24 protein-coding genes are annotated in these 22,600 nt (G+C 40.3%); 16 read left to right on the forward strand and 8 right to left on the reverse strand.

What is annotated here, in order from left to right:
* Window positions 1-41: 41 nt before the first annotated feature.
* The 7 genes from ADM90_RS08460 to ADM90_RS08490 all read left to right on the forward strand — a co-directional run bounded on the left by ADM90_RS08460 (window position 42) and on the right by ADM90_RS08490 (window position 6,090).
* Window positions 42-2,036 (forward strand): methyl-accepting chemotaxis protein, encoded by a 1,995-nt coding sequence (locus ADM90_RS08460; RefSeq protein ID WP_053994541.1) that lies wholly within the window; start codon window positions 42-44, stop codon window positions 2,034-2,036.
* Between the two features lie 120 nt (window positions 2,037-2,156).
* Window positions 2,157-2,387, forward strand: coding sequence for a hypothetical protein (locus ADM90_RS08465; protein WP_053994542.1), 231 nt, complete (start codon window positions 2,157-2,159; stop codon window positions 2,385-2,387).
* Window positions 2,388-2,514: 127 nt separating this feature from the next.
* Window positions 2,515-3,132, forward strand: coding sequence for a sporulation-specific diadenylate cyclase CdaS (cdaS, locus tag ADM90_RS08470; RefSeq protein ID WP_053994543.1), 618 nt, complete (start codon window positions 2,515-2,517; stop codon window positions 3,130-3,132).
* A 97-nt stretch (window positions 3,133-3,229) separates the two neighbouring features.
* Window positions 3,230-3,673 carry a MarR family winged helix-turn-helix transcriptional regulator gene (locus ADM90_RS08475; protein ID WP_053994544.1) on the forward strand — a complete coding sequence of 148 codons (444 nt, stop codon included), beginning with the start codon at window positions 3,230-3,232 and terminating at the stop codon, window positions 3,671-3,673.
* Window positions 3,674-3,732: 59 nt separating this feature from the next.
* On the forward strand, window positions 3,733-4,674 hold the full coding sequence (locus ADM90_RS08480) for a ring-cleaving dioxygenase (protein ID WP_053994545.1): 942 nt from the start codon (window positions 3,733-3,735) through the stop codon (window positions 4,672-4,674).
* Window positions 4,675-4,689: 15 nt separating this feature from the next.
* On the forward strand, window positions 4,690-5,745 hold the full coding sequence (locus tag ADM90_RS08485; protein ID WP_053994546.1) for an LLM class flavin-dependent oxidoreductase: 1,056 nt from the start codon (window positions 4,690-4,692) through the stop codon (window positions 5,743-5,745).
* A gap of 66 nt (window positions 5,746-5,811) precedes the next feature.
* Window positions 5,812-6,090 (forward strand): YuzB family protein, encoded by a 279-nt coding sequence (locus ADM90_RS08490; RefSeq protein WP_083448493.1) that lies wholly within the window; start codon window positions 5,812-5,814, stop codon window positions 6,088-6,090.
* 46 nt (window positions 6,091-6,136) lie between these two features.
* Here ADM90_RS08490 and namA read toward each other — a convergent pair whose 3' ends face one another.
* Together namA and proC are read right to left on the reverse strand one after the other, a co-directional pair.
* Window positions 6,137-7,147: an NADPH dehydrogenase NamA gene (namA, locus tag ADM90_RS08495; RefSeq protein WP_053994547.1), complete on the reverse strand. Its 1,011-nt coding sequence runs from the start codon at window positions 7,145-7,147 to the stop codon at window positions 6,137-6,139.
* Window positions 7,148-7,196: 49 nt separating this feature from the next.
* Window positions 7,197-8,000 carry a pyrroline-5-carboxylate reductase gene (gene proC / locus ADM90_RS08500; protein ID WP_053994548.1) on the reverse strand — a complete coding sequence of 268 codons (804 nt, stop codon included), beginning with the start codon at window positions 7,998-8,000 and terminating at the stop codon, window positions 7,197-7,199.
* 410 nt (window positions 8,001-8,410) lie between these two features.
* Between proC and ADM90_RS08505 the strand changes: the two genes are divergently transcribed.
* Together ADM90_RS08505 and ADM90_RS08510 are read left to right on the forward strand one after the other, a co-directional pair.
* A complete protein-coding gene (locus ADM90_RS08505; RefSeq protein ID WP_200908524.1) occupies window positions 8,411-9,412 on the forward strand; it encodes an MBL fold metallo-hydrolase in 1,002 nt (333 codons plus the stop codon).
* Window positions 9,409-10,158, forward strand: a complete 750-nt coding sequence (locus ADM90_RS08510; RefSeq protein WP_053994549.1) for an SDR family NAD(P)-dependent oxidoreductase — start codon at window positions 9,409-9,411, stop codon at window positions 10,156-10,158. The genes ADM90_RS08505 and ADM90_RS08510 overlap by 4 nt, the downstream gene beginning before the upstream one ends.
* 33 nt (window positions 10,159-10,191) lie before the next feature.
* On the opposite strand, the gene ADM90_RS08515 is transcribed toward ADM90_RS08510, so the two are convergent.
* Together ADM90_RS08515 and ADM90_RS08520 are read right to left on the reverse strand one after the other, a co-directional pair.
* Window positions 10,192-10,788: a hypothetical protein gene (locus ADM90_RS08515; protein ID WP_053994550.1), complete on the reverse strand. Its 597-nt coding sequence runs from the start codon at window positions 10,786-10,788 to the stop codon at window positions 10,192-10,194.
* A gap of 19 nt (window positions 10,789-10,807) precedes the next feature.
* Window positions 10,808-11,410: a zinc metalloprotease gene (locus ADM90_RS08520; protein WP_053994551.1), complete on the reverse strand. Its 603-nt coding sequence runs from the start codon at window positions 11,408-11,410 to the stop codon at window positions 10,808-10,810.
* A gap of 429 nt (window positions 11,411-11,839) precedes the next feature.
* Between ADM90_RS08520 and ADM90_RS08525 the strand changes: the two genes are divergently transcribed.
* The 6 genes from ADM90_RS08525 (at window position 11,840) to ADM90_RS23770 (ending at window position 17,399) form a co-directional block, all read left to right on the forward strand.
* Window positions 11,840-13,033, forward strand: coding sequence for an argininosuccinate synthase (locus ADM90_RS08525; RefSeq protein WP_053994552.1), 1,194 nt, complete (start codon window positions 11,840-11,842; stop codon window positions 13,031-13,033).
* Window positions 13,034-13,114: 81 nt separating this feature from the next.
* The gene (gene argH / locus ADM90_RS08530; RefSeq protein ID WP_053994553.1) at window positions 13,115-14,488 is read left to right on the forward strand and encodes an argininosuccinate lyase; all 1,374 of its coding nucleotides are present in this window, start codon (window positions 13,115-13,117) and stop codon (window positions 14,486-14,488) included.
* A gap of 207 nt (window positions 14,489-14,695) precedes the next feature.
* Entirely contained in the window at window positions 14,696-15,076 is a 381-nt protein-coding gene (locus ADM90_RS08535) for a carboxymuconolactone decarboxylase family protein (protein WP_053994554.1), read from the forward strand.
* 292 nt (window positions 15,077-15,368) lie between these two features.
* Window positions 15,369-16,631, forward strand: coding sequence for an alpha/beta hydrolase (locus ADM90_RS08540; RefSeq protein WP_083448494.1), 1,263 nt, complete (start codon window positions 15,369-15,371; stop codon window positions 16,629-16,631).
* A 6-nt stretch (window positions 16,632-16,637) separates the two neighbouring features.
* Window positions 16,638-16,958: a DUF3784 domain-containing protein gene (locus ADM90_RS08545; protein ID WP_327037015.1), complete on the forward strand. Its 321-nt coding sequence runs from the start codon at window positions 16,638-16,640 to the stop codon at window positions 16,956-16,958.
* A gap of 288 nt (window positions 16,959-17,246) precedes the next feature.
* Window positions 17,247-17,399, forward strand: a complete 153-nt coding sequence (locus ADM90_RS23770) for a YpzG family protein (protein ID WP_083448495.1) — start codon at window positions 17,247-17,249, stop codon at window positions 17,397-17,399.
* Between the two features lie 279 nt (window positions 17,400-17,678).
* Here ADM90_RS23770 and ADM90_RS08550 read toward each other — a convergent pair whose 3' ends face one another.
* From ADM90_RS08550 to mscL, 3 genes are all read right to left on the reverse strand, one after another.
* On the reverse strand, window positions 17,679-18,839 hold the full coding sequence (locus tag ADM90_RS08550) for an aminotransferase class I/II-fold pyridoxal phosphate-dependent enzyme (RefSeq protein ID WP_053994555.1): 1,161 nt from the start codon (window positions 18,837-18,839) through the stop codon (window positions 17,679-17,681).
* Between the two features lie 3 nt (window positions 18,840-18,842).
* Window positions 18,843-19,958, reverse strand: coding sequence for a methionine biosynthesis PLP-dependent protein (locus ADM90_RS08555; RefSeq protein ID WP_053994556.1), 1,116 nt, complete (start codon window positions 19,956-19,958; stop codon window positions 18,843-18,845).
* A 283-nt stretch (window positions 19,959-20,241) separates the two neighbouring features.
* Window positions 20,242-20,631 (reverse strand): large conductance mechanosensitive channel protein MscL, encoded by a 390-nt coding sequence (gene mscL / locus ADM90_RS08560; protein WP_053994557.1) that lies wholly within the window; start codon window positions 20,629-20,631, stop codon window positions 20,242-20,244.
* A 408-nt stretch (window positions 20,632-21,039) separates the two neighbouring features.
* On the opposite strand from mscL, the gene ADM90_RS08565 reads away from it, so the two are divergent.
* Window positions 21,040-21,738, forward strand: coding sequence for a lytic transglycosylase domain-containing protein (locus ADM90_RS08565; RefSeq protein ID WP_053994558.1), 699 nt, complete (start codon window positions 21,040-21,042; stop codon window positions 21,736-21,738).
* Window positions 21,739-21,773: 35 nt separating this feature from the next.
* Here the strand turns inward: ADM90_RS08565 and ADM90_RS08570 are convergent, their stop codons facing one another.
* Window positions 21,774-22,031 carry a GlsB/YeaQ/YmgE family stress response membrane protein gene (locus ADM90_RS08570; RefSeq protein WP_053994559.1) on the reverse strand — a complete coding sequence of 86 codons (258 nt, stop codon included), beginning with the start codon at window positions 22,029-22,031 and terminating at the stop codon, window positions 21,774-21,776.
* Window positions 22,032-22,600 lie beyond the last annotated feature (569 nt).

Here is a 22,600-nt window from a genome sequence, read left to right on the forward strand (position 1 = left end):
TAAAACGGAAAGGCGGTATATTTTTTAGGGGGATAGGAATAATGAGAAATTCAATGAGATGGAAAATGTTGCTAGAAATTATGATAACTGTTGTGTTAATTATTGGTGCATTTTCTATTTATGTCTACCAGGCTACGTATAAAACTGAAAAAAACAATGGAGAGGCACTCGCTAGTTCCATTGTGATGGGAATGGAAGCAGCTATTCAATCACGAGAAAAAGCAGAAGAGATAATGGAAAAAGAAATGATTGCCGAATCAGTGATGGCTTCTTACATTCTCGATCAAGGGGCAACATATGACGATTTAAAAGCTATCACTGAACGAGCTGGGATCGATGAAATTTGGAGTACAGATGATAAAGGTAATACAACCGTGACATCTGTTGCGCCATCCGTTGATTTTAATTTTGGCGCAGATCCTAATGGGCAGGCGGCAGAATATATGCAGCTCCTGGATGGCGATGTAAAGGAGGTTGTTCAAAAGGCACAAGTTCGTGATATTGACAATGAATTCTTTAAATTTGTTGGGGTAGGTAGCTGGAATCCCGCAACACCTCAAATTGTACAAGTAGCACGTAATGGACAGCAGCTATTAGATTTAGAAGCGAGTATTGGCGGTGAATCCTATATCAATGAGCTTCATCAATACTTATCATCCGCAGTGTTATATGCGGCAATTGTAGACGAAGCAGGTCAAGTTATTTCGGCTACAACTGATAGAAATTTAGCAGATATAGGCTTTTTACCGGCTCATTTTTCAGCACAACAGGCTACGGAGTTTTCAGGACATTATGATGGAACACGTGTGACACAATATGTAAAGCCCTTATCCAATGGTACATCTTTAGCTATTATTGTTTCCAATAAAATTCTATCACATATCTTAATTGGAACTATTGTGGCGTCATTAATTGTTGTCTGTGTGATTTTCTTTATTACGGGAATCTCTGTCTCCAAACAGGTTTCTCGTATCAACAATGTACGGAACTCTTTAGAGGAAATTAGTAAAGGTGAGGCGGATTTAACGAAGCGCATTCCGATCAAGGCGCAGGATGAGATTGGGCGATTAGTTGGTTCCTTTAATGGGATGATGGAAAATTTCCAAATGATTATGCGGGAATTAAAGCAAGATGCGAATCAGATTAAAGAAGCCACCTATACCATTCAAGAAAATGCTCATGACACATTTGATTCAGCAGCTATTATTCAGGGGGAATCAAGTCAGGTGGCACAGGCCTCCTTTGCTCAACAAAAAAATACAGAAGATAGTGCCCATTCAATGGAGGAATTAGCACGAGGTATTCAACATATCTCAGAATCGATTGCCGAAATCTCCACGATTTCTCGTAATACCGAGGAAAATGCGGAGAATGGTTTACAAATTATGCGTACACTTCAGCAGCAATTAGTAACCATTCATGAAAAAACAAATCATGCAGTTATGGGCACACAGGAATTAGAAAAATTATCAGCCATGATTGGGGAATTTACGAGTGTCATTACAGGAATTTCCGATCAAACGAATTTGCTAGCATTAAATGCCTCTATTGAAGCAGCACGAGCTGGAGAAGCGGGGAAAGGCTTTGCAGTGGTGGCAGAGGAAGTTCGTAAATTAGCAGAGGATTCTAAGGGTGCAGCAGATAGAATTACACAGGTCGTAGTAAATGTGCAAAAAGAAACAACCAATATGGTCACAACCATTCAATCCACGGCAGATGTTTTACATGCAGGACGTTCAATTGTACAAGAAGCACAGCACTCCTTTGAGGGCATTCATAATGATGTACAAGTGTTAGCAACGCAGGTGGACTTAGTATCTAGCTCAACAGAAGAAATTGCTGCCAGTACGGAGGAAGTAACAGCGACAATGGAGGATGTATCATTACTAGCAAAACAAACATCGCAAAGTGTTGATGCGGTTGCTCAAAAAGCGAAGCAGCAGGCAGAAAGTATGGAGGGCATGACCAAATTTATCGACCAATTGAATGCAACAGCAGAAAGCCTTCAACAATCCGCAGGCAAATATAAAGTGTAAGGATAAGCGTGATAAAGTCAAGAAAGGGACCTTTACAACAGGCGATGCGGATAGGCGAAAGAAATATAGTGCGATAAATGGTATCGTTCCCGTATAATTGAAAAAGGGGTGTGATTTTAAATGAATCAACAAAAGATGCCACCAGCACTATTACGCTTAATCGTTATTTTTCCAAATGTGCTGAGTTACTTTTTACTATTCGGTCTTATTATCTTTGTAATAACAAACTATGAAACATTGAAAGCAAACAATAATTTGACCGTCTGGCTTATTTTTATCGTCGTGCTAGCACCAGCTGCTCTCTATACGACCTTTAGTATTGTGAAAAAAATTCGCGCGGGACATATGTAAGGCTAAATAGAACGACTTCCTATTTTCTTCTAGTAGGAAGTCGTTTTTGTTTAGGATAAAGGGGCATAAAAAAGAGGGATGGAGAAACACTATTACACACAAAGATCAAACAAAGTGAGGTGTTTGAATGGACATCAATTGCGATTTTTCACCAATGAAGGAAACATTAAAGGAAGAGCTTCTCAACGTTATTTTATCCTTACAACAAAGCGTGAAGGAAATGGATACAGATGCGAATTGTCTTCTTGGTAATTTTGAAAAGATTAAAGAACAATTTATGGCGATTGAGATGAAGGCAGCTACATTTTATTTGAATTGTTATCTTTCCCCCTTTACTGAAAAGTATCCAGAACTATCGTATAGTGTGCAAAATATGTCCACAAGAAAACATGGCGGCTTAATTGTTATTCAACGCGAAGATTCTTTAGAGCGTTTGATTCAGCCAGGTGTTCATATTGGTGCAGAGGTCACCCATTCCTTAGTAGAATCTATTTTCTTCCCTGGTAATCCGTTACATGATGGCGCTGTGCTAGTAAATCACAATGTTATTGAGTCAGCAGCAAATGTACTCCCATTATCAGAGCGTGCTATGGGCGACAAAAAATTAGGGACAAGGCATCGTGCTGCATTAGGATTAAGTGAGGTGAGTGATGCGCTTATTATGATCGTGTCAGAGGAAACAGGAAGAATTTCTTTTGCGTTTCGGGGCAACTTATATCCGATTACACCTCATGGCATTATATAGGGGACTCTCCCTATAGAAAAATATCTCGAATTCGAGGTATTTTTCTTGCCTTCCTATCACTTGCATGGTAAAGTGATAGTAGAAAGGGGATAGGGTAATGAAAAATCATACACTAGGAACATTGACGTGGATTCGTATGATGCGCTTTACAACGCAGAGCAATCAGCTATCCAACGAATTTTTAAAGCGCTTTGATTTAACGACTGCACAATTTGATGTTCTCATACAAATAAAGACCTATGCACCCATTACGCAGTCCCAATTAGCGGAAAAAGTCACGGTGACACAAGGGGGCATGTCTCGTATGCTTGCTCGACTTGAAAAAGAGGGGCTTATTGAGCGGAAGCAAAATTGGAAGACAAAAACCATTTTATTAACGGCAAAAGGGGAACAGATACTGCAGGCAGCGACACCAAGTCAGCTTCATTTCCAATCCTCATTTTTTGAAGATGTATTAACAGAAGAGGAAATAAAATCTTTATATACAATGATGACAAAACTTGAAAAGCATAGTCGCGCAAAGCACTTGCCACCAGTGTAAATTTTTTTACACCATCACTTGCTTAATCAAGTGAAGAGTAACGAGGAGGACAATCCATCATGGAAAAATTAAATGGACATCACCATATTTCAATGCTGACGAAAAACGGCAAAAAAAATAATGATTTTTATACAAAAATTTTAGGGCTACGTCGTGTAAAAAAAACCGTCAATCAAGATTCGCCATCCATGTATCATTTATTTTATGGTGATTTAACAGGGGCAGCTGGCACAGAGCTAACCTTTTTTGAAATGCCTGTTGCAGGGCGAACTATAAGAGGAACAAATGCTATTACACGTATTGGCTTACTTGTCCCAAGCTATGATAGCCTGCGCTATTGGCAGGAACGCTTTCAACAGCAAGGGATTGAACATAGTGCTATTACGACCTATGCAGGAAAAGATGCTTTATTTTTTGAAGATCATGAAGGTTTACGCATGGTGCTAATCAATCATCATGGTCAGGCTACACCTGCACAGTGGCAGCCATGGGAAGGCAATGATATTCCCGCAGCACATCGCATTTTGGGCATGGGGCCAGTGGAAATAACAGTTCGCTATTTACAACGCACAGTGCACGTACTGCAAGATTTATTGCACTATACGGTTGTTGCAGAACGTGAGAAAGAAGTGGCTCTTCAAGCAATTGAAGGGGAAGTGTTTGGTGAAATTATTGTGAAAGAGCTAGAAGGACCAAGTGAAAAGCCTGGCAAAGGCAGTATTCACCATCTCGCATTGCGTATAGAGAGCGTTGAGGAGCTACAGGCATGGGCTACGACAATTAAGGAGCGAGGCTTTGATAGCTCAGGTGTTGTGGATCGTTATTATTTCCAGAGCCTGTATTTTAGAGATCGTAATGGTATTTTATTTGAACTGGCAACAGATGGACCAGGATTTACCGTAGATTCTGCTGTGGAAGACCTTGGCAAAGAGTTAGACCTCCCACCATTTTTAGAAGAAAAACGCGCAGACATTGAAGCGATTTTAGAACCACTTGATTAAGGAGAGATGATAAACATGGAAAAATATCGTATCAACCCAGCACAAGGTCTTGAGTTTGGACTCTATTCTTTAGGAGATCATATACCAAATCCATTAACAGGCGAACGCATTTCTGCCCAGCAACGGCTACAAGAGCTAGTAGAGGCAAGCCAATTAGCGGAGCAGGCAGGAATTGATGTGTTTGCTATTGGTGAAAGCCATCAAACGTACTTTACAACACAGGCACATACCGTTGTATTAGGGGCGATTGCACAAGCCACAGCAAGCATTAAATTAGCAAGCTCTGCTACGGTGCTAAGTGTGTCAGACCCTGTGCGTGTTTATGAGGATTTTGCTACGATTGATTTATTATCAGATGGACGTGCAGAAATTGTGGCAGGACGTGGTTCGCGCATAGGTGCCTATCAATTACTTGGTGTTGATGTACAAAACTATGAAGAAATTTTTGAGGAGAAATTAGCACTACTTATGAAAATTAATGAGGAGGAATTTGTGACATGGGAGGGCCAATTCCGTGCACCACTCAATCATGCTCAAATTTTACCGCAGCCTAAAAATGGCTCTTTACCAATTTGGCGAGCGGTTGGTGGGCCACCTGCCAGTGCCATTAAAGCAGGCTATATGGGGATTCCGATGATGCTAACAACATTAGGTGGACCTGCTAGTCATTTCAAGCCATCCGTTGATGCATACCGAGAGGCGGCAGAACGCAGTGGCTTTGAGCCGAATGAGCTACCAATTGCGACGACAAGCTTATTTTATGTGGCGGACACAACGAAAGAGGCGCTTGAAGGAATGTACCCACATTTAAACGGCGGCTTCCAAGCGATTCGTGGCAGCGGCTATCCACAGCAACAATTTGCTGAAGCACCAGATGTACACGATGCCTTAATGGTCGGCAGCAAGGAACAAATTATTGAAAAGTTATTGTATCAATACGAGCTATTTGGGATGCAGCGTTTTATGGCGCAAATTGATTTTGGAGGCGTACCCTTCCATAAAATCATGAAAAACATTGAATTGATTGGCAATGATATAATCCCTGCTATGAAAAAATATACAGCGCAATAAAGAAGGCTATCTTTCTTGCAATCTATGTCGCCTTCACAGCATAATCAATAGTAGGGGGCGTTGACAATGGTATTTTCACTATTTAAAAGAAAAAAAGAGCCACAGCTTATGAAAAATAGAGTGGAGTTTTGCATTACGAATCTATCACTAGGTGCAGCAGATGCCTATGATGTATTGATAGAACGTGATGATATCGAGGTGGAGGAATCGGGCTGTACATCGTATTGTGAAGTTTGTGAGCAAGGTTTGTTTGCTATTGTGAACGGGGAAGTGGTCACAGCAGATGATGCACAAGCCCTAGTACAGGCGATTGAAGAAGAACTAACGCAAAACCCTCTTTTATAAGCAAAAAAACAGCTTGCATCGAGACAAGCTGTTTTTTCATGTTTTATTACCAGCCTCGCACATATTGCACAGGCGGTTGAATATCCTCGCCCAACGCTTTTGCAGCATGAAGTGGCCAATAAGGTTCTCGTAGTAAAACACGCGCAAGGAAAATTAAATCGGCACGGCTATTTTGTAAAATTTCCTCTGCTTGAATAGCTGTTGTAATAAGACCAACTGCACCAGTCGGAATATTAGCCCCATGCTTAATGGCCTCTGCGTGTGGTACTTGATAGCCTGGGAACGCATGGATAGCTGCTGGCACAACACCACCTGTGGATACATCGAGTAAATCCACACCCTGTGATTTCATCCAGCGACTAAAGACAATAAAGTCCTCCATTGTTGTGCCATCCTCTGCATAGTCCTCCGCAGAAACACGGACAAGTAAAGGACCTTCCCACACACTCCGCACAGCATCAATTACTTGACGTAGGATACGATAGCGATTTTCCTGTGAGCCACCATATTGATCCTGACGTTTATTTGTTGCAGGCGATAAAAACGCACTAATTAAATAGCCATGTGCCCCATGTATTTCAAGCACATCAAAGCCTGCCTTTGCTGCGCGGATGGCAGCTTGCTTAAAGGCTTCAATGACACGATGCATATCATCCTCTGTCATTGCCGTTGGCGTTTTATAATCTTCACTAAAGGCAATAGCGGATGGGGCAAAGATTTCGCCATCTACGGTTGCTTTACGCCCCGCATGTGCAAGCTGAATCCCTGCTTTCGCCCCATAGGCTTTCATGCCCTCCACTAATTGACGTAAACCTTCGATATGTGCATCATCCCAAATGCCTAAATCCTTATTGGAGATACGACCTTCAGGTACAACACCTGTTGCTTCAACAATAATTAGCCCTACTTGACCTGCTGCACGTGTTGCATAGTGTACGACATGAAAGGGGGTAACAAGTCCATCCTCCTGTGCTGAATACATACACATTGGTGCCATTACAACACGATTTTTTAAAGTGATGGATTGTAGTTGATAAGGTTCGAATAATTTACTCAAAATAAAGCCTCCCTAATTCCTAGTGATACACTTTATTTTGCACCTGTTGCTAGCCATTTGCAAGTGAACGAGATCGCGCTTCCGCTTCTTTAATACACGCTTCAATGGCTTCATGGAAATGATGTTGCTCTAATGCTTGAATACCAGCCTCTGTTGTGCCTCCTGGGCTTGTGACTTTTTTGCGTAAAACATCAGGCTCATCTGTGGATTGCTTAAGCATTTCAGCACTACCAGCAAGCGTTTGCGTCATAAGAAGCCGTACCGTATCTTTAGATAGCCCCACCTTTGTGCCTACTCGTTCAAATGCCTCCATTAAATAATAAATATACGCAGGGCCACTACCTGAAAGAGCTGTTACCGCATGTAATTGATCTTCATTGACCTCAATAACAGAGCCAATCGCCTCTAATAACTCAAGGAACATGGACCGCTGTGTGGCAGATACTTTGTCATTAAAGGCGATACCACTTGCAGACATACCGATTGTCGCAGAGGTATTTGGCATCACCCGTGCAATAGGGCGGTCCCCTAAAAAGTGTGTAATTGTCTCGATGGAAACACCTGCTAGCACAGATACCACAGCTGATTGAGCCGTAATTTTCGACTTTAGTTCACGCATTGCCACAATCGCATCCTTTGGCTTCATGGCCAAAATAATGACATCTGCTTGCTGATAAATAGCAGGGTCATCCACCTTATTCACCCCATATGTTTCATGTAAAAACTGTAAACGTTCCTTATCAGAACGATTCGTAATGTAAATTTCCTGTGCGGTTAGCACATTTTGCTTAATCCAGCCTTGCATTAACGCCTCAGCCATTGAACCTGCACCAATAAATACTATTTTTTTCATGACCAACACCTCCAGTTCAAAATCTGTGATAGCCGCTAGTGCTTTATTTTGGTGCAGCAGGTACTTAAATGTCCCTGTCGAACCAAAATAAAAAGCGCTCTCGTCCTTCTTACAAGGACGAAAACGCTGTCGTTTCCGCGGTACCACCTTTGTTTGCCAATTTGGCACAACTTTTAGCCCTTTTATCGCAAGGGAAACGGTTATGTTTGCATAACTGCTCAGAAGTAGGTTCAGCAATGGGAGCGGGTGATGTTACTTTCAGCAAAGTGTAACACTCTCTAACACCTTCACCAATCACTTACTTGGCTTCATCAACGCATATAAGTAATTTGATTATTCAAAATTATAGTGATGAATAGGCAACGTGTCAACAGGAGGATGACGAAAAGAGAAAAAACTTGTAAAATAGAATGAATTCGTATTCACTAGTGCGTGAAAAGGGGGAAACAACTTTGTCTATTTACAAAATAGAAATACCAACGCCCTATGCAGTAGGAGATGTTAATGCATTTATTGTCAAGGGGGATGCACTAAGCATTTTTGATGTTGGACCAAAAACAATGGAAGCCTATGATGCGTTGAAATGGGGGATTCGAGCAGCTGGCTTTGAGATGCGCGATATCGAACAAGTTGTCTTAACCCACCATCATCCAGATCATGCTGGATGGGTAGATGCCTTTCCATATGCAGAAATTTTAGGACATGCCTACAATGATAAATGGCTGCGGCATGATGAAGATTTTTTACGCTATCATGAGCAATTTTACAGTGAGCGTTTATTAGAGCACGGTGTTCCACAACAGTATATTCCAACAAGTGTCCATGTTCGCCGCGAATTAGAGCTTGTTGGGGAACGCCCATTAACACAAATTTTAATGGACGGAGATGAAGTGCCTGGTCACCCAGGATTAAAGGCAATTGAAACATTGGGACATGCACAAAGCCATTTTATTTTCTGGGATGAAAAAACACATCATGTTATTGGTGGGGATTTATTGCTTGAAAAAATTACGCCTAATCCATTAATCGAGCCACCATTGGATCGTACCGTAGGACGTACAAAATCATTGCTGCAATATAATGCCTCGCTTGAAATTTTGCGTCAATTGCCTGTAAAAATGATGCATACAGGACATGGGGCAGAGCTGGAGGGTATTCCAGCATTGATTGATCAGCGACTTGAACGTCAGCATCAGCAGTCGATGAAGGTTTATGAATTAATGGGGGATGATGAATTAACGGTTGTGCAAGTAACAGAGCGTTTATATCCTGCCATTTTCCAGCGTCAGCTTGGCTTAACATTATCAAAAACACTTGGTCATTTAGATTATTTAGAGGCACATCAATTAGTGACATCGACAAAAACAGCAGAGGGCATTTATTTATTTACAAGAAAGCAGGCTGATCGATGAGGAACAAAACGATTTTCGTTACAGGTGCAACAAGCGGTGTTGGCTTGAAAATTACAGAATTACTAGTAGCACAGGGGCATACCGTTTATGCAACGGGTCGCAATGCAGTGGCATTAAAAGCATTGGAGCGCTTAGGAGCCAATGTTATCCAAGCTGATTTAAGCAATTTAGCTGCTATTGATAAGGTTTGTGCACAGCTACCTTTACTGGATGTCGCAATTTTATCAGCAGGTGTAGGGAAATTTGAGATTGCCCCAGCTTTATCAGATCAGGCAATTGCACAAATGCTTGAGCTAAATATTGCTGTGCCCATCTATCTTACCAAACGTTTAGCAGCCACAATGATGCAGCGTCAGCAAGGGCATTTCATTTTTCTCGGCTCACAGGCAGGAAAGGTTGCCACACCAAAGGCGAGTGTCTATGCAGCAACAAAGCATGCATTAGTTGGCTTTACGAATGGGCTGCGTATGGAATTAGCACCTTATCATATCCATGTCACTGCGATTCATCCAGGTCCTATCGATACGCCTTTTTTAGATAAGGCAAGCGATGACCATGGCTACCGAGCATCTTTAGGCAAATTGTTATTGTCCGCTGAGGAGGTGGCACAGGCGACCGTGAAAACGATTGAATGTCCTGTACGTGAGGTCAACTTACCCAAAATTATGGGACTAACGAGCAAGCTTTATGCACTAGCTCCAGCCACCATTGAATTTTTAGGCAAATCATTTTTCCATAAAAAATAAACAACAGCCGCCAAACGACATTGGTGGCTGTTTTTATGGAAGCATATATTTTTTCAGTACATCTTCTTTAAATTGCTTAGCTTCTGTTAATTTTTCCTCACCTATATCGGAGGAATCGGTTTGATCGATGTTAAATTTACCTAAGTTATTATTGATAATCGCATATTGACCAAACATGTTTTGCTTTAAAAATAAAATATAGGCACTATCTTCTTGAAGCTCTTTATAATGATTTGTAATGAGCTTCTTTTTCTCTGCCTGTCGTTCGACAATCCCTACTGGCTCGATAATTGACATTAGCTGATTGTCAGCAAGCGAAAAATCATCAGGAGATTTTATTATTTTTTCAACAAGTACCTCTGTTAATGTATAGTAATCTTGAATAGTTCCGTCATCAAAAAAGGTCACCTGATGTTCACGATCCATAAATTCCTTCGTTGGAGAGGCAATTATAATTAAATCTGCAGCAGCTTCTAATTTTTCTGGTGTTTCAAAAATAATTTCATTGGCGTCTACGTGAACCTCTACAATCGCTGCTGTCTGTGTTATCTTCATTATCCATACTAGAGTAAAAGATATAATCACCACAGTTATTAAGGTAATGACACGTTTCATGGGAGTGTTCAACATATTTAAAAACCTCCTTTATTTAATATCCCCATTTTTTGATTAACTCATTTTTATCGTAGGATTGTGGACCAATACTTTGAATACCTTGATTCATAACAGAATATTGACCAGATGGTACTGGTGTTGAACTTTCTGTTCCTTGCCCTGGATGTGCCAATTTTAATGAATGTCCTATTTCATGTACAGCATTAGAAACAATCTGACTATAGTTCATTCCAAAAGAGTTCATATTATTATAATACATCCTAACTGTTGCATATAACCAATCATCATCAACCGAGGCTTCGGTAATAAAACCTGTTGATGTTTTAGTATAAGGTATCATTCGACCAATCAAAGTTGGTGAAGCGGTAGTACCAATATAATACTTATCAGGATTATTGTTTGTTGATGTTGTTTTAGAAATACTCACATCTGAAGAAATTCCCCCCCAACGTGCTCGTGCATCATCATAGGCACTTGTATATCCATAAGTTGCTACACTCGAATCATAATAAGCTGTTAGTATACTATTAAATTTATTAGACCTATGCATAAACCATGTGTCTGCGGAAACAACACTTGACATTAATAATAAGAGAGCAATAATGAATAAATTGATTGAAATCCTTTTTTTTCTCATAATTTCCTCCTTATAATAGTTTGACTTTACTTTGTTATACTAAATTTCATTGTAAATACCAATATAATTATATGATAATTCAGAAAATTATGTATTTATATGTAATTCAATTAATATTTTATTTTTATAGGTGTTGAATATACATCATATGAGTACGAAAAAATTTTGATTCAACTTACAAATATGGTTAATAATACAATATAACTACTATAGCGAGCCAAAAAACGTTTTTTTCGCGTAAAAATATTCATCGCCTATAATAGGGCTTTAAGTATTGCTATACCTTATTTTGTGCGTAAAAATGAAATGTTATATATTCATAAAAATACACTTGTATTTATTTTTATAACATGATAGTATTCATATATAAACTTTTAAACAAATGTATAAACATACATATTGATATGAGCAATTGGAGGCGCATTTTTCATGACAAACAAAAAAGTAGTATTAGCCTATTCAGGTGGACTGGATACTTCAGTCGCAATTCCATGGTTAAAAGAGCAAGGTTGGGACGTTATTGCCGTATGTCTTGATGTCGGTGAAGGAAAAGACCTTGAATTTATTAAAAATAAAGCATTGCAAGTAGGTGCAGTTGAGTCTTATATGGTGGATGCGAAGGATGAATTCGCTGAGAACTATGCATTGATTTCTTTGCAGGCACATACATGGTATGAACAAAAATATCCATTAGTATCAGCACTTTCTCGTCCACTGATCTCGAAAAAATTAGTGGAAATCGCAAACCAAGTAGGCGCGGACGCTGTAGCTCATGGTTGCACAGGGAAAGGTAATGACCAAGTTCGTTTTGAGGTTTCCATTAAAGCGTTAAATCCTAACTTAGAGGTATTAGCGCCTGTACGTGAGTGGGGCTGGAGTCGTGATGAGGAAATTGAATATGCGATCAAGCATAATGTACCAGTTCCTGCAACATTGGATTCACCATTTTCCATTGACCAAAACTTATGGGGTCGTGCGAACGAAGCGGGTATTATGGAAGACCCTTGGGTTGCACCACCAGAAGAAGCTTATGGCTTAACAAAGGCAATTGAAAACACACCAGATACAGCAGAATTTGTGGAAATTGAGTTTGTTGCTGGGAAGCCTGTTGCCTTAAATGGCGAAGAGTTGAAGCTAGCTGATTTAATTCAACAACTAAATGCGATTGCAGGTGAGCATGGGGTTGGACGTATTGACCATGTCGAAAACCGTCTTGTTGGTATTAAATCTCGTGAAGTATATGAAATCCCAGGAGCAAAGGTGTTGCTAACAGCCCATAAAGAGCTGGAAGATTTAACGCTTGTAAAAGAATTAGCACACTTTAAACCAATCATTGAGCAAAAGCTTTCTGAGCTAATTTACAATGGTCTGTGGTTCTCACCATTACGTGATGCATTAGAAGCATTCCTTGCCCAATCACAGCAATATGTGAATGGCACAGTGCGCGTGAAGCTATTCAAAGGTCATGCCATTGTAGAGGGACGTAAATCACCAAATTCACTGTACAATGAACAACTTGCCACATATTCGAAGGAAGATCAGTTCAACCATGCTTCCGCTGTAGGCTTTATTGAACTATGGGGTCTGCCAACAGTGGTCAATGCATCTGTTAATAAAAAGTAATGTGACACGAGCAAGGTGTGGGGAGGCATTCGTGCTTAAACTACACCTTTTGATAAGTAATAGAGGAAAAGGTGAGCTGACATGACAAAACTTTGGGGTGGACGTTTCCAAAAATCAGCAGAGGCATGGGTAGATGAGTTTGGCGCATCCATAGGCTTTGACCAAGAGCTTGTACTAGAGGATCTTGAAGGTAGTGTTGCACATGTCACAATGCTTGGTGCAACAGGGATTTTACCAGCGGCTGATGTAGAGGCGATCTTAGATGGTCTTGCCCAATTAAAAGACAAGGCAATTGCTGGTGGGCTTGAATTTACCGTTGCCAATGAAGATATCCATTTAAATTTAGAAAAGATGCTAATTGATTTAATCGGCCCTGTTGGTGGTAAACTGCACACAGGTCGTAGCCGTAATGACCAAGTAGCAACGGATATGCATCTTTTCTTGAAAAAACGTGTGCAGGAAGCGATTGATTTAATCGTAGCATTCCAACACACATTAGTAGAGAAAGCACAGGAGCATATCGAAACAATTGCACCAGGCTACACGCATTTACAACGTGCCCAGCCGATTTCCTTTGCGCATCATTTAATGGCTTATTTTTGGATGCTTGAGCGTGATAAACAGCGCTTTACAGAATCCATCAAACGCATTGATATTTTGCCATTAGGTGCAGGGGCGATGGCTGGTACAACTTTCCCAATCGACCGCCTACAATCGGCAGAGTTACTTGGTTTTAGCCAAGTGTATGCCAATTCAATGGATGCAGTAAGTGACCGTGATTTTATTGTTGAATTTTTAAGCAATTCATCCCTGCTCATGGCACATCTGTCACGCTTTGCGGAGGAAATTATTATCTGGTCTACAGATGAATTCAAGTTTATCGAGCTGGATGATGCCTTTTCCACAGGCTCTTCCATTATGCCACAAAAGAAAAATCCTGATATGGCAGAGCTGATTCGTGGTAAAACTGGTCGTGTCTACGGCAACCTAATGGGCTTATTAACGGTGTTAAAAGGTACACCGCTAACATACAATAAAGATATGCAGGAGGACAAGGAAGGCATGTTCGATACGGTACATACAATCCTTGGCTCACTCAAAATCTTTGAAGGTATGGTTCGTACAATGACTGTCAATACGGAACGCTTACATCAAGCTGTTCATGCGGACTTTTCAAATGCCACAGAGCTTGCCGATTATCTGGCTACAAAGGGTATGCCATTCCGTGAGGCACATGAGGTAACAGGAAAACTTGTCTTTACGTGTATTCAAAAAGGCATTTACTTATTAGATTTACCGCTTGATGAGATGCAGAAGGAAAGTGCGCTGATTGAAAAGGATATTTATGATGTCTTAGCGCCAGAAGCGGCTGTTCGTCGTCGTCATTCCTTAGGCGGCACTGGCTTTGAGCAGGTGCAAATCCAAATTGAGCAAGCGCAAGCCTGTCTTGCCTAATATTACTTTTGCGTGCATGTCCTTGTGACTTTTGCATAGATAATTCATGAAAGCTGTCCTGTGAGGCGCTATGAAAACCATATCCTTTTTCAACAAAGCCAGAGGGTGATGTGAAAAAGAGAACCTTACATACGTGAAGGACAATCCTCAATTCTGGAGACGCAGAATTGAGGTTTTTGTGTACAAAAAACAGGGGAGGATTTATAAATGAGTGAACGTTTTACAAAGGGGCTTGAAACGATTAAAGAATATGTAACAGAGGAAGAAGCAACAAGAATGATCGAATCCGATGCATTGGCTGATACAGCACCAGATTTACGAAAAATGATTATTGAGTTTGCTTATGGGGATGTTTATTCGAGACCTGGGCTTGATGCGAAAAGTCGGGCGCTTGTTGTCATCACAACGGTTGTCACACAGGGCGAAGCACCTCAAACTAAAACACATATCCAGCGCGGCCTACATGCAGGCTTAACGCAAACAGAAATTGTCGAAGCACTTTTACAATTAGTGCCTTATGTGGGTTTCCCACGCGTACAAAATGCTTTAACAATCGCACAGCAAGTTTTTGCAGAAAAAAATGAATAAAAACATGGGAAATGGCTCATCATAATAGCGGAACCACTTATTAATCTGTGATGATGGGGAGGATATAGAATGAGTAGTCAAACACCCAAAGACCAAGAATCTCAGGAAAGTCCGCCACAACTGTTAAAGATATTAACAGTAAAAGTCAACAAGAAACAATAAGTGTCCATGGATCCAGAATTTTTCTGGGTCCTTTTTTCGTTTGCCTAAAAAATGGTCCATCAAAAATTTAAAGTTTTGACATACGAAAAAATCTGTAATACTCTGACTATAACAGATTGGGGGAGAGGCTATGAAAAAATTATTATGGCTATGCTGTGTATGGCTACTTTTAGGAGCATGCACGCAAAAGGAAACAAAGGGGGAAGATCATATGAATGAGCAGTTTCTTGGCAAATGGGAGGGAACGATTGAAACACCCAATGGCCCATTACTGATGATGGTTGATTTACAGAAGGATCGTGGTACAGTATCGGTGCCTGCACAAGGCTTAGCCAATTTTCCCGTTCAACACGTCAACTACACAGAGCACCAAGTAAATATCTCGATTCAGCTAAACGGCTCTGCTATCACGATTAAAGGTAAATTGAAAAATGATCAGATAGAGGCTACATTCCAGCAAAATGGTGGTATATTCCCATTAGTTTTAACACCCTATCAGGAGCAGCCCATTACGTATGAGACAGTGAAAATACCTGTTCAAAACGGTGATTTAACGGTAGCCCTGCACAAGGCTAGCACAGCCCCATCACCCGTGGCACTGATTATTGCTGGCTCTGGTCCAACAGATAAGGACGGCAATTCAGCTTTAGCAGGTAAAAATAATAGCTTAAAAATGCTTGCAGAAGGCCTTGCCAAAGAGGGAATTGCCACAGTGCGCTATGATAAGCGGGGACTTGGCGATAATCAAGCACTCTTAACAAAGGAGGAGGACAGTACATTCGATCAATATGTGGATGATGCCGTGCAAGTCCTTCAAGCATTGCAAGCGGATCAAGCTTATACAAGCGTTCATATTATTGGACATAGTGAAGGTTCACTAATTGGGTTACTAGCCGCGCAAAAAACAGAGGTTGCATCCTTTGTTTCCATCGCGGGCGCAGGGAGAGCGTTAGATGAGGTTTTAACGGAACAATTACAAGGGCAGCTAACACCCAATCTTGTCAACGAAGCAACCGATATTTTGGCTGCTCTTAAACAGGGTGAGCAGGTAAAAACAATTTCGCCCGAATTACAGACCCTCTTTCGTCCATCTGTGCAGCCTTTCTTGATTTCCTTGCTGAAATATCACCCTGCAGCTGAGCTTGCCAAAGTGACAAGTCGTGTATTATTAGTACAGGGAACAAATGATTTACAGGTGAAGGAAGCGGATGCTGCGGCATTAAAAGAAGGGAAGCAAGAGGCACAGCTACTCTATATGGAAGATATGAACCACGTGCTAAAAGCAGCACCAACAGATCGCGCTGGCAATTTAGCAACCTATGCAGATCCCTCACGCCCGTTACATGAAGATTTGTTACCTGCTGTTCAACAATTTATCCTAAATGGAAAGTAAGGTGACGTGCGTTTGAGTGCCGTTGTATATTTTATAATAATGCTACCATTCCTGATATTTGCGATTGTTTTATCACAGGGGAAGGGAGCCTTTTTGCTGACAGGGTTTAATACGATGTCACAGAAAGAGCAGGAACAATATGATGAAAAAGCACTGGCAAAATTTATGGGGAAGGTCATGTATGGATACTGCTTTTGCCTATTATTATGTGCTCTGGGTGAACTTTTGTTCATACAATGGTTATTAGTAATTGGACTTAGCCTATTTGTAGTACTCACTATTTTTGTGCTTGTTTATACGAATACAGGTAATCGTTTTAAAGAATAATACAGTAAAAAGGGACTTGTTCAATGGAATAGCAAGTCCTTTTCTGTATTTCATTAAGCTTTTTTTATGAGAATCATTATCATTGCTTTTTAGAGCTTCAGCTTGAGAAAATCGTCCATATTTTATTGGAGAAAAAGTAGAGCAACATGAGGAAGTTTTGTGATGGAACTGATTGTGCAGAATATAAGGAGGTCAAGCAGATATAATGGAAGAGGTATAGATGATTAGACATTGGTCATAATAAAAAAGGTTTCACTTATAAAGGCTCAATGATGAGGAGGATGAACAATGAGTAGGTTCGAACAATTAGACCCAAAATCTCAAAAAATCCACCGCAACTGGTCAAGGATGAAGCATTCCAAAGCGCAAGTCAATGGCGAAACGGAGATTACACTCCATAACCGTCTCTTGCGAAGTGAAGCAAAGGCCCGACAGTTTTAATCATGCTAGACAAATAAGTGTAATCAAGCCCAAAAGCATCGAGATGAAAAATTCTCGATGTTTTTTATATGAGATTATATACTATACATACTACTTGAAAAATAAGGAGAGAATACCATGAATATTCCGATTCCACTCTATTTACAGCCATTTGCAGAGGAAGAATTAGCATAACCACTAGAGGAGATATAGGCGAGGATGCTGATAGCTACAGTGCTTTACAATATGAATAGTAAAAAGGACTGTAAGAAAATGCATGCTCACAGTCCTTGAAGTGAATTAAACTTGTGCAGCAATGTCTAATGCTTGTGCGAAATCGGCAATTAAATCATCTACATGCTCAAGCCCTACTGAAAAGCGTAAAAGTCCATCTGTAATCCCACGTTTTGCACGCTCCTCAGGCTCCATCGCAGCATGACTCATCTTTGCTGGATACGAAAGTATAGATTCTACACCGCCAAGAGAAACCGCAAAAACAGGAATGGTCATCGCTTCGACCAATGCCTTTGCAGCAGCATAGCTTGGCAAGCGGAAGGATAAGACAGCACCTGCGCTTGTACTTTGGCTTTGATGAATAGCATAGCCAGGATGTGAGGCAAGTCCAGGATAATACACTTGCTCCACAACAGGGCTGGCAGCTAAAAATTCTGCAATTTTTTGTGCAGATTCAGCAGAACGACTAAAGCGTACATCTGTTGTTTTGATGTTTTGTAGTAGTGTGAATGAATCCTGTACACCTAAAATATTACCGAATGAATTTTGGATAAAGTAGAGATCCTGACCTAGCTTTTCATCGGCAGTAACCGTTAAGCCAGCAATAATATCAGAATGTCCAGATAAAAACTTCGTTGCACTATGAATGACGACATCTACACCAAGTTCTAGTGGGCGTTGGTGTAACGGTGTCATAAAAGTATTATCCAAGAATGTAAGGCAGTGGTGTTGCTTGGCAAGCGCCACTACACCACGAATATCTGTAATGCCTAACATTGGATTTGATGGTGTTTCCATATAAAGTAGTTTTGTAGCTGGCGTGATTGCTGCTTCTACAGCTGCTAGATCCGTAAAATCTACAAATGTATGGGAAATCCCAAAGCGCGGCAACACCTTTGTTACAAAACGATAGGTTCCACCATAAACATCCTCAGTCATGACGATATGATCTCCCTGCGATAACAGCATTAATGCTGCTGACACAGCAGCGATACCAGATGAAAAAGCATGGGCACGAACGCCACCCTCAAGCTCTGCTACAGCTTTTTCTAACGCATCTCTTGTAGGGTTGCCTGAACGAGCATAATCATATTCTCCAAATTCATCTATACTTTCTTGATGGAAAGTAGAGGACAGATACATCGGGACGTTAACAGCCCCTTTTTTATTACTATAGCCATCACGAACACCTGCGTGAATGAGGCTTGTTTCAATACGTTGCTTCATCAATTACGCCTCTTTTCTTAGGATATCAAATACTTGTCGTAAGTCTGCAATTAAATCCTCTGCCTCCTCAATACCAACAGAGAAGCGCAGTAAACGATCACATACGCCACGCTCAACACGCTCTTCATATGGCATATCTGCATGTGTTTGTGTAGCAGGATACGTAATAAAGCTTTCAACACCGCCAAGACTTTCAGCAAACGTAATTAATTTTAAGTTGCGCAGGAATGGGTCAACCCACTCAGGCTTTTGCAGGCGGAAGGATAGCATACCACCTTTTCCTGTATACAGCACATCTGTTACAAGCTCTTCTTCCTCTAAATAAGCAGCAATTGCTTTGGCATTTGCATCATGCTGTTTTAAGCGTAGATGCATTGTTTTTAAGCCACGAATTAGCAACCATGCATCCATTGCACCTAGCACCATACCGCTACCATTATGAATAAAGCCAATACGCTCAGCTAATTCTGCGCCCTTTACCACTACAAGACCTGCTAGTACATCATTATGCCCTCCGATATATTTTGTCGCAGAATGAAGGACAATATCTGCACCTAATTCAATAGGGCGCTGGAAGTATGGTGTATAAAACGTATTATCAACAATTAATAATAGATCATGCTTCTGTGCTAGCTCAGCATATAATTGTAAATCAAATTCCTGCATTAATGGATTTGTTGGTGTTTCAATGAATAATGCACGTGTATTGGCTGTGATTAACGCCTCCACCTGCTCCACGGCTTCAAATTTTGAATAAACAGGCTTAATATTATAGGTTTCCTCAAAGAAGCCAAATAGTCGGTATGTACCCCCATATAAATCATCAGGGACTACTAGCTCATCGCCTGGTTTAAATAAGGAAAGCACTAATTGAATGGCTGCCATCCCAGAGCTACAGGCAAAGCCCATATCGCCGCCCTCTAAATCTGCAATGCCTGCCTCTAAAAGGGTACGTGTTGGGTTTTTTGTACGTGTATAGTCAAAGCCAGTAGATTCACCAATTCCAGTATGCTTATAGGCAGTTGATAAATGAATGGGCGGGCTCACAGCACCTGTTGCGGGGTCACTTAAATTTCCTAATTGTACGAGTTTTGTTTCAATGCTTCTGTTTATTGTCATAATGTCACTCTTTTCTCTAATGCTGAATTAAAAGCGACCATATACGCTTTTAATTCATTGTATTTTCAATAATTGTTATCAATTTAACATGTATGGAAAAGAAGAACAAGGGTGATTTCTGAAAATTAGCGGGATTATTGCTAGTTAATCTCCTAGGAATAGTAGGAGATATGGAATAGAGGGTGGGGAACATACTGTATGGGCGTCTGCTTCTACATAAAGGCAAATACGTGCTCCAGACAAAAAATCTGCCTCATGTATGCATGAGACAGATTTTTAAGCATTATGCTTTTTCTTGCTTTAATAAATCGCGAATTTCCTTTAGTAGCTCTTCCTTTGCATCCAGTTCAGGTGTTGGTTCCTCAACGACCGCTTCTTCCTTTTTACGTGTTAGCTTGGTCATAATTCGTAAGGCCATAAAAATCGCAAAGGCAATAATTAAAAAATCAAGAATGGATTGCAAAAATACCCCTAATTGGATTTGGGCTTCACCTGAGCCGTACACAAAGCTTTTCGTTAAATCAATGCCACCTGTTAATACACCTACTAATGGCATAATAATATTTTCAACTAAGGAGGTTACAATTTTACCGAAAGCACCCCCAATAACAACTGCTACAGCGAGATCGATAATATTGCCTTTCATCGCAAATTCTTTAAAGTCTTTCCACAAAATAAATTCCTCCCTATTTTTATCCCGTATTAATAGGCTGTAAGACCCCCGATAAACACGGGGACCAACAGCCTGTAATAAAGCGTGGTGAAACGTCCAATCAGTGGGGCCCGTGCGAAACCCCATTCATTAAAGATTCACTTTATCCATTTAAAAGAAATCAATTTGTATTTTACTATATTTTTCCCAACCATTTCAACTGGATTCGTAGTGGAAATGATTTCTCTTCCTTCAATCAATGGAAGATGTCCGTTTCAATATAGAGCGAATTCAATACGTCTTTTTCCTGCTTAAATGAAGAGAAAATCTTGAGACGATTTCCAACATCGTACTATTGATGAAAAGATATACTACATTTATCAGTAAGTTTGGTAAGATGAAAGAAGAATACTGAATTAGGTGTGACATATGGCAAAGAAAAAGAACAATAAACCGATGTTATCATCCGCCACAAAAAAGGGTATGATAGCGTTATTACTCCCAATAGCAATAACCGTGTATGTCCTTACCTTTTTTGCGTGGAAGGAGCTACAAACATTACCGATTTTCGAAAAACTTGCCCAGCAAAAGGCAATGGAAGAGATTCAACAACAATTCGATATGAATATCCCAGAGCAATTTATTCCTATCTATGTAGCGGCAGAGGAAAAATACGGTGTGCCCTGGACATTACTAGCTGCTCATCATCGTATAGAAACGCGCTTTTCTACCATGAAATCAATGGTATCATCCGCTGGCGCAGAAGGGCACTTACAATTTATGCCTTGTACCTTCGTGGGCTGGCAGCATCCTACTTGTACTGGGTTAGGGAAAGGCAATATACCGAAGGCGGAGCTCATGAATCCCGCCATTATTGAAAAATATGGTGGCTATGGCGTAGATGCCAATGGTGACGGCCTTGCAGATCCCTATGATATTGAAGATGCGGTCTTTAGTGCTGCCAATTATTTAGCTAACTCGGGTGCCGCCAGTGGCGATATTCAACAAGCTGTTTTTCAATACAACCATAGTGATGAATATGTAGAGAATGTGCTCTATTACTTTCAATTATACAACGACTATCGCGATGAGCTGAAAGCAGCACTGCTGATGAATAATGAAAAATAAAGAGCCACCCTAATGGATGGCTCTTCATTACATATTTAAGTTGCTTTACGCATACCCTTTAGAATAAGGCTTACAATAAAGATCAGTACAATCGCACCGATTAATGCAGGGAATACGTAGAAATCACTAACTCGCCAGCCCCAGTTACCTAAAATCATACTACCAATCCAAGAACCAACAATCCCGGCAATAATATTCCCGATGATGCCACCAGGTACATCCTTACCTAAAATTACGCCTGCTAACCAACCTAAAATCCCACCGATGATTAAATACCAAATGAAACTAATCATTATTTTTCATCTCCTTAAATTAAGATATAATGGCGATTACTTAGTTATACCCTGAATAAAGCAGATTAAACGCTATCCGCTTTTTTAGTAATTATTACATGCTTTTTTTGGATAGTAGATGGCTTTTTCCAACAGTTACTTTCATCTACATAAATCGCTGTAAACTTGAGCAAATTAACTACAATAGCCTATATCTTGTACATAGCATGATTTCATCGCTTACTCCTATCATATGTTCAACAAAAAAATTTGTACCAGCCTCTCTTCAATATGGAAACTTCCGATTTGGATCATAATGAATAAAAAAAGTATATATAAAATTAAAAAATAGTTTGAAAATTTTGTGACAAATCACTATAATAATAAAAAAGGAGAGTGATTGAGATGGATATGGCTGTTATGAAACGTTTAAATCGACAAGGTTTTCTTATTGCAGGGTTGCATTTATTAGTTATGCTGAATTTTGCAGCTGAATTTTTATACGTATCGTAATTAACTACTATAGAAAGGTGAATACAATGTTTATTCAATCTTAAAACAATCGTGAAGGCTTTACTTAGCCGTTGCTC

The sequence above is a fragment of the Lysinibacillus macroides genome, from assembly GCF_001281525.1.
Classification (GTDB): Bacteria; Bacillota; Bacilli; order Bacillales_A; family Planococcaceae; genus Lysinibacillus; species Lysinibacillus macroides.